Annotated in this window: 9 protein-coding genes and 1 pseudogene; 2 read left to right on the plus strand and 8 right to left on the minus strand. The window is 62.0% G+C overall.

Annotation, left to right across the window (positions count from 1 at the left end; all coding sequences use genetic code 11):
* The first annotated feature begins 109 nt into the window (after nt 1–109).
* Nucleotides 110–1030: a LysR substrate-binding domain-containing protein gene (locus tag ACXR0M_RS01650; protein ID WP_458829311.1), complete on the plus strand. Its 921-nt coding sequence runs from the start codon at nt 110–112 to the stop codon at nt 1028–1030.
* 189 nt (nt 1031–1219) lie between these two features.
* The gene (locus tag ACXR0M_RS01655; protein WP_458829313.1) at nt 1220–3196 is read left to right on the plus strand and encodes a methyl-accepting chemotaxis protein; all 1977 of its coding nucleotides are present in this window, start codon (nt 1220–1222) and stop codon (nt 3194–3196) included.
* A gap of 126 nt (nt 3197–3322) precedes the next feature.
* On the opposite strand, the gene ACXR0M_RS01660 is transcribed toward ACXR0M_RS01655, so the two are convergent.
* The 8 genes and pseudogenes from ACXR0M_RS01660 to ACXR0M_RS01695 form a co-directional block, all read right to left on the minus strand.
* Complete coding sequence (locus ACXR0M_RS01660; protein ID WP_458829315.1) at nt 3323–4720, minus strand: VWA domain-containing protein; 1398 nt, start codon at nt 4718–4720, stop codon at nt 3323–3325.
* A gap of 57 nt (nt 4721–4777) precedes the next feature.
* Entirely contained in the window at nt 4778–5284 is a 507-nt protein-coding gene (locus ACXR0M_RS01665) for a hypothetical protein (RefSeq protein ID WP_458829317.1), read from the minus strand.
* Between the two features lie 4 nt (nt 5285–5288).
* Nucleotides 5289–6020: a hypothetical protein gene (locus ACXR0M_RS01670; RefSeq protein WP_458829319.1), complete on the minus strand. Its 732-nt coding sequence runs from the start codon at nt 6018–6020 to the stop codon at nt 5289–5291.
* A 36-nt stretch (nt 6021–6056) separates the two neighbouring features.
* A complete protein-coding gene (locus ACXR0M_RS01675) occupies nt 6057–7601 on the minus strand; it encodes a formylglycine-generating enzyme family protein (RefSeq protein WP_458829321.1) in 1545 nt (514 codons plus the stop codon).
* Nucleotides 7591–8814: an ABC transporter permease gene (locus tag ACXR0M_RS01680; RefSeq protein WP_458829323.1), complete on the minus strand. Its 1224-nt coding sequence runs from the start codon at nt 8812–8814 to the stop codon at nt 7591–7593. The genes ACXR0M_RS01675 and ACXR0M_RS01680 overlap by 11 nt, the downstream gene beginning before the upstream one ends.
* A pseudogene (locus ACXR0M_RS01685) lies at nt 8798–9439 on the minus strand (ABC transporter ATP-binding protein); the annotation flags it as partial. The gene ACXR0M_RS01680 and the pseudogene ACXR0M_RS01685, both read right to left, overlap by 17 nt.
* Before the next feature lie 85 nt (nt 9440–9524).
* Complete coding sequence (locus tag ACXR0M_RS01690; RefSeq protein ID WP_458829844.1) at nt 9525–11504, minus strand: vWA domain-containing protein; 1980 nt, start codon at nt 11502–11504, stop codon at nt 9525–9527.
* 11 nt (nt 11505–11515) lie between these two features.
* Nucleotides 11516–12535 carry a hypothetical protein gene (locus tag ACXR0M_RS01695; protein ID WP_458829325.1) on the minus strand — a complete coding sequence of 340 codons (1020 nt, stop codon included), beginning with the start codon at nt 12533–12535 and terminating at the stop codon, nt 11516–11518.

A 12535-nucleotide genomic window follows, 5' to 3' on the forward strand; every position in this document is an offset into this window, starting at 1 on the left:
CGCTTAGCCGATCCGGCACAAAGGGATAAAAAGGATGAGTGGCATGAGTCAAACTCATCCTGCGCAGATTCTGCTAAGTTGGCTGCATCCCGTTATAGGAGCTTTGCGAATGTCTCGTCGTCTGCCTCCCTTGTATGCCCTGCGCGCATTCGAAGCGGCGGCGCGGCACAGTTCGTTCACCCGCGCCGCCGAGGAGTTGTCGATCACCCAGAGTGCGGTGAGCCGGCACATCCGTACGCTTGAAGAGCATTTCGCCTGCAAGCTGTTCCACCGCAGCGGCCGCAATCTGCAACTCACCGAATCGGCGCGCATGCTGCTGCCGGGCATTCGGGACGGCTTCGCCGCTCTGGAACGCGCCTGCAACACCTTGCGCGCCGAGGACGACATTCTGCGCATGAAAGCCCCGTCGACCCTGACCATGCGCTGGTTGCTGGCGCGGCTCAGCCGCTTCCGGCATCTGCAGCCGGGCAACGAGGTGCAACTGACCAGTGCGTGGATGGATGTCGACTCGGTGGACTTCAACAACGAACCCTTCGACTGCGCGGTGTTGCTCAGTGACGGGCACTTCCCGCCAGACTGGGAGGCCAGCCTGCTGTTTGCCGAAGAACTGATTCCCGTCGGTGCGCCGAATCTGCTCAACGATCAGCCCTGGGATCTGGCGCGGCTGGCGTCCACCGAGTTGCTGCACCCGACCCCGGATCGCCGCGACTGGCGCAGCTGGCTGGAGCACATGGGCCTCTCCGAGCAGGTGTCGCTCAAGGGTGGGCAGGTATTCGGTACCCTGGAACTGGGGATGATTGCCGCGGCGCGGGGTTACGGTGTGTCCATGGGCGATCTGCTGATGGTGGCCGAGGATGTGGCGCAAGGGCGCTTGAGTCTGCCGTGGCCGACGGCTGTCGCCAGCGGGTTGAATTACTACCTGGTGTGGCCGAAAACCCGGCCGGGAGGTGAACGTTTGCGCCGTCTCAGCGACTTCCTCCAGGGCGAGGTGCGGGCCATGGCGCTGCCGGCGGTTACGCGCTTGAGCTGAAACGTTCGAGCCGCCACAATGGCGGCCTCACGCCATACCCCTGTTGCCTGCTCAAGTATTCGCGTTTACCGCCGACTATGAGCAAGTGGGACCGTCGTGCCGGTCGCCATGCTTACACCCCCATTATTAGAATTTTCCGAGCAAGTGCTGCGATCAAGGAGGATCCGGTGGCTCGGCCAGGAGCTGTCCATGTCTCAACCTCGCGCCCGGATCGCCTCACAGCTGGGCCTCGCGCTCGCTGTGATACTGGCGATTGTCATCAGTGGCAGTACGGTGTTCGCCCTGCGTTCGCTGGATACCGCCAACCTCGCCACCCGTGAAGAGCATCTGGCCAGTGAGGCGCGGCTGCTGGCCGACCAGCTGAGCACCTTTCACGGCACGCTGCGTGAAAGCACCCAGCGCCTGAGCGGGTTGTTCGAGAAGCGCTTCAGCGCTGGTCTGAGCATTCATCCGGACCAGCCGGTGACCGTCGCCGGCACCCAGACCCCAGGCCTGCACCTGGGTAGCGAAGTGTTGAACAACAACTTCAAGGAAGTCGACGAGTTCAAGCAGATGACCGCCGGCGTCGCCACGCTGTTCGTGCGCAGCGGCGAAGACTTCGTGCGTGTCAGCACCTCGCTGACCAAACAGGACGGTACACGCGCCATCGGCACCTTGCTCGATCATGCACACCCGGCTTACGCGAAGTTGATGGCGGGGCAGGGTTACGTGGGCCGTGCGCTGTTGTTCGACCGTTCCTACATGACCCAATACACCCCGGTGCGCGACAGCAGCGGCAAGGTGATTGCGGTGTTGTTCGTCGGCTTCGACTACACCGATGCGCAGAACGCCCAGTTTGCCAACCTCAAGCGTTTCCGCATCGGTCAGAGCGGCTCGCTGGCGTTGCTGGATGAGCAAAACAAATGGCTGGTCGCGCCGGCTGGGGTGCAGGCGCTGGATCAGGCTGTTCCGGTGATCAAAGGCCTCGCTGCGAAACCCGGCAAGGGTGAGTTCTGGAGCGACACCTCCGAAGATTTCTACAGCATCGCCGTGCCGTTTGATGGCGGGCCATGGTCGGTAGTGGCGAGCATGCCGAAAGCCGAGATCCGCGCGGTGACCTGGAGCGTCGGCACGCAACTGGCGATCGGCAGTCTGCTGGCGATGCTGCTGGCTGTCGGTTCGGTGGTGTGGTTGCTGCGCAGCAAACTCGCCCCGCTGAGTGACCTGGTGCGCCAGGCCGAAGCCTTGGGCGCCGGTGATCTGAGCGTGCGTCTGAACGTGTCGAGCAACGACGAAATCGGCCAGTTGTCCCGCGCGTTCAACCAGATGAGCCAGGCGCTGTCGACCATGGTTGAGCACATCCGTAGCGCCTCGGAACAGGTCAACAGCCGTGCTCAGGCGCTGTCCGGTCTGTCCGGTGGCGCGTACGAAGGCATGGAGCAGCAGTCCGGTGAAATCACCAGCATGGCCGGTGCCGTGGAAGAGTTCAGCGCCACTTCGCTGAACATCGCCGACAACATGGGCAACACCCAGCGTCTGGCCCAGGAAAACGCGCAGCAGACCCAGATCGGGCGTAGCTCGATGGAAGAAGCGTCGTCCTCGCTGGAGCAAATCGCCGGCGCGCTGAACACCACCGCCACCGTGATCAACACCCTCGGCCAGCGCTCCCAGGAAATCGGCGGCATTGTCAGCGTGATCACCTCGATTGCCGAACAGACCAACCTGCTGGCGCTCAACGCGGCCATCGAAGCGGCGCGTGCCGGTGAGCAGGGACGTGGCTTCGCCGTAGTGGCCGATGAAGTGCGCAGCCTGGCGTCGCGCACCCGTCAGGCGACGGACGAGATTTCCAGCATGATCCACAGCATTCAGCAGGAAACCGGGAACGCCATCAGCACCATGGAACAGGGCAATGTGCTGATGCAGGAAGGCCTGTCGCGCAACGCCAATGTCGCTTCGGCGCTGGCGCGGATCGACGAGCAGAGCCGGTCGGCGGGCGAACAGTTTGCCGCGATCACCACCGCGACTCAGGAGCAGAGCAGCACTGCGACGTTGCTCAGCAGCAACCTGCAGAGCATTGCCCTGGCCAACAGTGAGCAGCGGGAGGTGGTGTCGAACCTGGCGGTTACCGCCAAGGAGCTGGAGAAACTGGCGGCGGATTTGCGTTCCGAGGTTGACCGCTTCCGTTGAAGCCCCTTGCAGGCGCTGTCGAGTGCAACGAGGCTGCGATCCTTTGATTCTGGAAAGCAAGATCAAAAGATCGCAGCGTGCCGCAGCTCCTACAGGTATTACGCGGTAGGGAATAACCGAAGGGTGTCAGTTACATTTGGCACTGCTGGACACTTCCTTGCTCGCCAGTTTCAACTGCCTGGCCAGTTCGACCGCATTGGTGCTCGCGTAAACCCGACCACCGGTGTTTTTCGCAATGCACTGCGAAGGTCCGCCAGCGCCGATACTCACTACGTTGACCCGCAACCGCGGTTGCTCCTGGGCAATGCGCCGGGACACCGCGCAGACATCTTTCTGGCAACCATCCTCGCCGTCGATGAACATCACGATGACCGCGTCATTGTTGCGCCCGTCCACAGTGCTCGCCGCCTTGGCCAGGCTGTCGGCCAAGGGCGTGCCATCGTTGGGCACCAGGCCGCGGATTCCGTTGATCAGGCGTGGCCGGTCACCGAACTTGAACACGCCTTGGTCAGGCGTGCTCTCGCACCCGGCGAAGGTAATCAGACGCGTATCGATTTTCGGGTCCAGCGCGTTGATCATCCCGGCCAGCGAATCCTGAGCAACGTTCATGCGGCTCGGTTTCTCGAAGATTTTCAGGGTGCGGCTGGGGTCCAGGTACCTGTTCAGATCGTTGCCAAAAAACCAGTCTTCATCGGCTTTCACCGCTTTGATGTTGAGGTCCATCGACCCTGAGGTATCGAGTACCACGACGAATTGCGGAACCTTCACATCCGGTGCGTTTTTACGGCAGGCGAAGTTGTCCAGTGTCGGTGGCGGGGCAACGACCACCGGTTTGGGCGGCGGCACCGGTTTGGGTTCCGGAACGGGTACAGGCTCTGGTTCGGGAACAGGTTCCGGCTCCACGACCGGTTCGGGCAACGGCTCGACCGGTTGCTCCACGGGCGCCACGACCGATGCGGCCGGCACCACCGGGACGACGGCAGGCTCACGGTGCAGAAACCACCACAGCCACAGTGCCAGCAGCAGTAACAGCAGCGCCAGCAAAGCTGCGGCAATCCACCAGCCACGGCGCGAAGGCGGTACCACCGGGGCCAATGGCGCGGGTGGAATCACTGGCGGCACGATCGGTCGCGGTGGTCGCTGGTTCCAGCGCACCACCAGCGGCTCGCCGTTGAGGCTGTAGAGCTTGTCCAGCTCCGGGCTGCCGAGCAGGCTGCGCAACTCATCCGCCGGGCCGGACTGCCCGCGTTTTTGCAATTCGTCCGCCAGTTGTTCAAGGGCGGTCTGGCGCACTTCGTAGGTTTGCAGCAGGCGTCGCTGCGCGTCCTCGTTGAGCTCGGCATAAGGTGTGGGCTGGCCACCCAGTTCGGTCCACCACTCCAGCACCTCGCCGCTGCCCATCCGGGGGATGGCGAACAGGCTCGCGGTGGTGGGTGGAAAGTGTTTCTGAATGAGGGCGACTTTGGCCTGCAGCGCACTCATCCCCTCCGGTGTGGCGTGCGCATCCCTGATGACCCGCTGCATGACGACGATTCCTGAAAAAGCTGCAGGCCTGCGACGGCAGGCCTGCGGGGTGAACAGTTACTCTTCGTAACCGAGACTGAACTGCAACTGATTGACCTTCTTCTGCAGCGTTTTGAGCTGCTCCTGCTTGGCCGCCAGCGTCGCCGGTGAGGCTTTGGCGGTCGGCGCAGCCTGCGAAGCCTTGAGCTGCTGCTCCAGATCGGCAATCTGCTTTTGCACCTGGCCTTCATTGCCGCGTCGGCCCTTGAGCGAGGTCAGCAACTTGCCCAGCGACTGGTTCAGTTCAGCCTGGGATTTCTGCTGGCTGGCCAGATCGGTCCGGGTGCTCAGTTGCTGGGCCTGAATGTTCTCGTAGACCTGACGGAACATCGCGTTTTGCTGGCGAGACTCTTCCAGCGCCTGCTCCTTTTGCTTGACCTGATCGCTGTAGCCACCGGAGTAGTCACAGTTCATCTTGGTCAGCATGCTGCTGTCGCGATTGGTTGCATCGCATTCGCCCGGTCGGGTGGCGCAACCGCTCAGCGCCAGGATGGCGGTGAGCACCGCCAGCTGTTTTAGCGTCATGTGCTTAGCCCAGAGTGATTGCGGAGCGCTGGCTGTAGAGACCGTCCACTTCCTTCTGCAGGGCCGCGACTTTCTCGTTCATTTTCAGGATGTTCATGTCGACCTGCTTCATTTCGGCACTGGAACCCTGAGCACGTTCGGCGTCGGCCACTTTGGTGTACTCGGTGACCTTGGTGCGCATGTTGCCGAGGTCTTTGCGCAGGCGCGCGATGTTCTGGTCGATTTCGGCGATTTGCGCCTGGGCCTTGGTCTTGTCGACTTTCTTGCTGGCGATGTCTTTCTTGATCTGGGCGATGCGCGCCTGATCGTCGTTGATCACTTGTTGCGCCGTCGCGGTACGGGCGACCACGTTTTGCGTGTCTTGCTCGACATCGCTGTTCATCTTCGCCAGACGGGTCGTGGTGTCAGCGTATTCGCTGCGGCGCTGATCCAGATAGTAGTTGGCACCCATGGCCACGCCACACGCGGTGATCCCGGCGGCGATGGCGCAGACCGCCTTGTTGCTGCTGTTGGACAGCGCGCAGCCGAGAATGCCGACACCGGCACCGACCGCACAGGCCTGATAACCGGATTTGCTGAAGAACTGCGCGTCATTGCCCTGGGTCAGGCGTGGGTCAGCACCCTCGCTGCCGCCGAGCATCGAGCTGCCGGTGTTGGCGCAACCGGTCAGCAGCAGGCTGCCGGTGACAACGAAAGCGATTTGTAGCTTGAAGCGAGTCCAGAGGCTGCGCGACATGGTGAAGCTCCTTGATGACAGTGTTGTAGTGCGTTGTTATGGGGTGACGGTTTTGCAGCTGCCGAGCCAGGCATCGGTGTCGATCTTCTGCTTTTGCAGAAAGGCCTTCTGATTCGCCCAGTGCGTGCGCAAATAAGGTTTGAGGTCTTGCAGCTGTTTGTTGCGGGTGATGATTTCTTCCATCACCGGAACCTGTGCTTCAAGCAGCGGCTGGCCATACAACGTCGCCGATTCAACCAGGCTGCTGGCGTAATAACGGCTGAGTTTGTGCAGGCGGTCCTTCTGCTCGTCGAGCTTGCCTTTGCGCATGTCGCAACTGGCGTCCTTGTCGGCGGACTCGCAGTTGAGCTTGTAGTTCTTCTGCAGGAAATCCACGTACTGGCCGTCATCAAGCATCTTGGTGCAGAGGAACGCACCGAGGTTGAGGCTGGCGCGAATCGCCTGGTCGCGGGTTTCTTCCTGCTGCTGATTACTCGCGCGCAACTGGTTTTCCAGGGCCTGGAGTTGTTCCTTCAGCGCCTTGTCTTCGACGCCCGAGGCCAGCGTACTCAGGGATTGCACCGTGCCTTTATCCGCCGATGCGGTTTCCTTGCTACCGGTGCCGAGCTTTTTCCAGCTGCTTTCGATACTGGCGACGCGCTCACGCGAGGTCAGGGTTGGCGACACCATGACCAGGCGCAGGCCGGTGGTCTTGTTTTTCACCTGGCCGTCGGCGTTGTAGTACGGCTCTTCCTTGCGCAGCGCGGTGCGCAGGTCGGCCTGAGCGGTCAGATAGTTGCCGCCGCGCACCACGTAGCCGCCTGCCTGGCCGTGCTGGCGGTCGAGTTTGTTCAGGCGAAACGGTTCGAACATCATTTCGTCAACGTTGCCGAGCATGTCGTGCAGGCCCAAAGGGTTGGGCTTCTGCAGGCCGGTCAATTGCAGTTTGCCGTTGGACGATTGCGCCCCGGCGAACCACTCGTAAGCGTTGATGCCATCCGGCATCGGATAGCGCGTGTCGCGAAACTCCGCGGCGCTGACTTCCAGCCCGCCCCGTGCGGCGAACTCCCACTCGACTTCTGTCGGCAAGCGCAGGAAGCCCAGGGCGCCGTCTTCTTTTGGCAGCTTGTCGGCGGCGTTCTTGCGCAGCCACAGGTTATATTTGTCGGCGGCATCGATCGCTTGCACCCAGCTCACGGCGACCTGCGGCAAGCGCATTTTGGTCGCGGCGGTGGGGCAGGTTTCTTCGGTCAGCGCGGCGTATTGCAGCTGACTCATTTCGTACTTGGCCATCAGGTAATAACGGGATTTATCGCTCTTGCCGCCGGTAAAGCTGCCGGCGATGAAGGTCGGTCGTGTCTGCTCGACATAACCGTATTCCGCGCCGTCCTGGCCGATGTTGATCGGGTAGTCATCCAGCGGTCCGGCGACCGGGATGAACACCTTGCGAAACACCATCGAGCCTTCGCATGGCATCGGCAGGACCACGTCGCTGGCCTCGGGCATCGGGTTGTAATACTTCTCTTCCCAGCCCGCCGCCGAGGCGTCGAGCAGATAACCCAGGCTCAGGGACAACAGCCAGCCAAAACGTTTATAGCTCACGCAGACTCTCCGCAGGTTGGATGGTGATGGCACGCACGGCGCCGATCATGGCGACCAGTGCAGCGACCAGAAAGGTCAGGAGCAGGGCGGCGAGGCCGTGCCAGAAAGTGATGTGGCAGACGAAGGTGCCAGTGGCCTGGCTGCTGCCGAGCAGGTAGTCGAACAAATGGCTGCCAACGGCGTAAAACCCCAGACCACCGAGATAGCCGGCCAGGCTCAGCAGCAGCGCCTGGGTCACCACGAAGCCGCCGACCGCCGCGCGGTTGAAACCCAGCAAACGCAGAACCGCCAGGCTTTTGCGCTTGCGATCGATGTTGGCCAGAAACGCCCCGACCATCGATGCCACGCAGCCGATCAGCGCTGCCAGAGCAATCACGCCGAAGATCAAGCCGAGTACATGGTTGATGGCTTTGACATTGTCGATGTCGGCCAGGCGGCTTGAGGTCTCGATGTGCTGTTCATTGAGCCAGCGTTCAAGCGGCGCGACCTGATCGATGTCACGCGCGTATACGCGAGCGCGGGCATACACCGGTTGCAGCTGGCCCTGTGGCTTGCCGGTGGAGATACCGAACGCGGCAATCTGATAGCCATCGCGAAAGCGTTCGAGATCCAGCAGCAGCGGCGGTGCGACAAACCCGGCGGCGCGGCCGAAGCGTGCGCCATCCAGCACAGCGAGAACGGTCAGGGTGATTTCACCGCGCTCGTTGACGCCGTCCAGTCGGCGCAGCACGCGCAGCTGCACCCGGTCGCCCGCCTGGGCCTGCAAGCGTTGTGCGGCGCGCGCGCTAAGGATCACTTGATTGCCGAGCGGATTGAGCTGCGGCAGGTTCAGTTGCGGGTCGCCAGGTTCGGTGGCGATGATTTCCGCACCTTCGACAAATCGCTGCATACCCGTCAGCAAGTCGGCCTGGGTGTTGAGCGAGCGGGTCTGGCCAAGGGCAAACCCGGTTTCCGGGCGTTGGCGCAGGCGTTCGATCCAGGCGCTGTCGTAGTTGCCGTTGCTGAGCATCTTCACTTCAAGATTGCGCGGGTCGCGCAGCAATTCATCCTGCAACTGGCTGACCACGCCGTGCTTGAGCCCGAACAACAGCAGCAACGGTGCGATCACCGCCACCAGCGAGGCGGCGATGCACAGCGACACCTTGCGGTCGTGCCAGAGGTCTTGCAGGGCCAGCGTGGTCAGCAGGCACACGCGCTCAGTCCATCGGTTCAAACAGTGTCTCTCCCTGACGGCTGATGGCGCCGAGCCGTGGCAAGCCGAAATCCCTGAGCAAGGTCCAGTCATGGGAGACCACCAGGGCGCTCAGGTTCATGCTCGACACCAGACTCAGCAATAACTCGAACAAACGTCGCGCGCTGTGCGGATCGAGGGCGGCCGTCGGCTCGTCGGCCAGCAGCAGCAGCGGTTCATGGGCAATCGCCCGCACGCAGGCAACCCGTTGGCGCTCGCCGATCGACAAGGCCTGCGGTTTTTTATCCAGCAAGCCTTGCAGGCGCAGCACCTCGACCGCGTGATCGACGTGAGCGCTCGCCGCTGGCATCCCCAGCAAGCGACGCGGCAGGCTGATGTTGTTGCGCACACTCAGAAACGGCAACAAGCCGCCACTTTGCAAAATGAAGCCCAGATCCCGCGAACGCACGGCCGCCAGTCCAGGCTGGTCATCGCTGGACAGCAATCGGGCAATGTCCTGTGCCGGTTGGGTAGCCGACGATGCTTTGCCCAAGCGAAAGCGTTCGAGCTCGACCGGTGCCAGCAACAGGCCGATGGCTTCGAGCAGCGTGCTTTTGCCGCTGCCGCTCTCGCCGGTGATGGCGAGGATTTCCCCGGCACCGACCTGCAAGTGCGGCAGACGCACATGATGCGCCAGTGCGCCTTCGCCACGGCGCACCAGCAGGTTTTTGATCTCGAGCATCAGCGTCTCGTCAGGGCATCATTTCCAGAGGCACGGGATAAACGTTGTCCCGTGCATCGCTGTCCTTGGCCAATGCCACCCAACGGTCGACGTCAGCGTTGTAACGCTGGTAGTGCCGCAGTTTGGTGTTGAGCGTACGGATGAATTTCTCTTGTGCCAGACCGTCCCAGCTCTTCCAGGTCTCTTCGTCGAGGTTCAGCACTTCGCTCTGGTAAGGCAGGTCTTCGAGGTACTCGCCGAGTACACCCATGTCCGCCAGTCTGGCGTTGCCGTTCTGTTTGAGCTGATTGGGATCGGCGCCCATGGTCGCGGCGACGGCGCGCAGGCGATCGAACATTTCCGTCGGCGAGATCAGGCCTTCGTTGGCTGCGTCGAGGATCTGCTTCATCACATCGCTCAAATCGCTGAGCTGGGATTTGGTCAGCAACACGCGCACATCGGTGGTCGGGATGTTCTGTTTGATCAGATCGCGGTCGGTAATCCACGCCTTGAACACTGGCGGAGCCTTGCTGTTGGTCTTCTCGCCCAGATACGCCAGTTGCATGGCGTGCCCGATCAGCGCGGCATCGTCGAGCATCTTCTTCTCGGCCGGATCCTGCTTGGCGTTCACCGCGCTGCCGATGGCGTCTTCGCCCATGTAGGCCGCTTTCACCTGCGAGGTGATGGCCGCGGCCAGGGTGTCGACCTTGTGTCCGAACTCCTGAATGTCACCGGCGTTCACCGGGTAGTACAGCGAAGTGTTGGTGCCCGGATAAGTCGACAGATTCTGGTACTGCGCTTCGGCCTTGGCGTGGTCTTTCATGCCCGCCGGGGTCTTCAGGTGCAGGGTATAAATCGCCACGCCCGGATTGGCCGCTTCAATACGCACCTGCGCAGCGCTCAAGCCGGTTTTCGACAGTTTGTCGTCGCCTTCGATGGCACCGGCATCGGTGATCAGCACCACGTAACGCGCGCCAAACTGGCTCCAGTCGACCTTGTCGATGCTGTGCATCACGCCAGCGTAGGCATCTTCGTCGAAGCTGCTGCTGGAGACCTTGGCCTGCTTGAGGTCGGCGACCTTGGCGAGGAAGTCTGCGCTGTCCTTCACCTTGGTCGGGTCGGCGTACATTTTGGTGGTGTATTCCAGTCCCGGCACCGCATCGGTGCTGGAACGGAAAGCGACCAGGCCGAACTTCACCTGCTTGCCGAGGTTTTGCGATTCGATCTGCTGATAGACCTTGCGAATCGCTTCGCGGGTGCGGTCGATGTACGGGTCCATGGAAATGGTCGAGTCGATGACGAATACCACCGCGGCACTGAATTCCTTCAGTTGGCTGGTGGCTTTTTCTTCAGCTTCCTTGCCGCCGGATGCGCCACCCGCGGCAGCAGCTGCGGTGTCCTTGGCCTCGGCTTTGCTGACCGATGCGACATTGAGCAGGCGGGTGCGGAAACCCGCTTCGGTCATGACTTCTTCGCCGCTGAGTACCGGCAGCAGGTAGAACTGCTTTTGCAGGTCGACGAAGTATTCAGGTTCTTCGGCGAGCACGCCGGGAGCCTGCTTGCCTTTTTTCAGCGTGGCCCGCAACGGGGCGACTTTGCTCACCGGATCCGGCGCATCAAGGATGCCTTCGACCGTTGCCCGTTCTTTGAAAAACAGCAGTCGGTCGCGGTTCGCCGGGTTGGTGAAGGCCAGCGTCAGCTGCATTTTCCAGTCGGTGGTGCAACCGGCGGGCAGCCAACCGATGGTTTTGCCGTAACTGTCGGGGCCGACCTTTAGCCACTCGGCGTTGCTCGCCTGCGCACGTTCGTAGACATAGAAACGGCTGAACACCGGTTGCTCGTCGCCTGCCGCACCGCCCGCGGTCGGGCTGATCTTGCAGCCCGGAGTGGTCAGCACGCGCTGGAACAGCGTCTTCTTGCCGGCCTGAAGCAATGGTTTGTCATCGGCCTGTGCCAGCGTGCCGATGCACAGCGCGAGCACGGCGGCACCGCTGAGCAGGAAACGATTCACGGATGCACGCTTCACTTCTGCAACTCCTCGAAGCGTTGTTTGGCCTCGGCGTTGTTCGGGTCCTGGCTCAGGATGGTTTCGTACCAGTAAGCGGCAGTGGCGTTATCCGCCGCCGGGAAGCACTCGCTGGGCTTCAGGTACTTTGGATCGTATTCATGGGCATAGGCGTTGGCGATCAGGGCGTCACCGGCCTGGGCGCGGTTGGCGTACAGACGCTGGGCGACGCCGCAGTGTTTGCCGGCCTTGGCCTGCTCGATGATCTCCAGCAGCCTGGCGCTGTCGGGCGCAGCCTTGATGCAGGTCTGGACGAAGGTCAGTTCCGGCACGCTGTTCATGCTTTCCAGCGTGCAGGCAGCGGCATCGGCACTGGCCGCTGGCGCCGCAGCAACTGCGGGAGTGGCAGGTTCCGGAGTGCGTTTGATCAGCCAGAAAGCAATGGCTGCTGCGATCAACAGCAACACCACGACGAGCAGACCGATCAGACCCTTGTTGGTTTTCTTCACCGGCGCCGGCGGCGGAGTGTAGACCGGCTCCGCGACCAGCGGCTCTGGTTCGACGGGCGCCTCGGGCTCAGGCAGCACCAGCTCTGGCAACTCGGGAATTTCTGCTGACTCAGCGCTCGGTGTATTCAGCTGGGCTGCGCCGTAGGTCGAGCGGGTTTCGCCGCCGGCCGTGGAGGGCAGCAGCCCGACACCCGGGCGGACGACGCCGACATCGCTCGGCCCCGGCCCCTGCTCGCGCAGTTCGATGCGAAATTGCGAATTGGCGCCGCCTTCCAGCAGCGGGTCGACGACTTCCGGGCCGACCTGCGCTTCCAGAGCATCACCGCTGGCGGCGAGGTTGAAACGCGACACCTGAAACCAGAACGGGTTGTTGCTCCAGACTTGTCCTTCCTGGAGATAGAAATGGTCCTGGTTACGCTGAATGGAAAACTCCAGCTGCTCTTCGGCGCCTTGCCATTTTTTTACGCTAAGGCAGGCGCGGCCAGGGACATTGGGCTCTAACGCGAGCAGGTCGACACGAATTGGCAT

Source organism: Pseudomonas sp. Eth.TT006 (genome assembly GCF_054456575.1).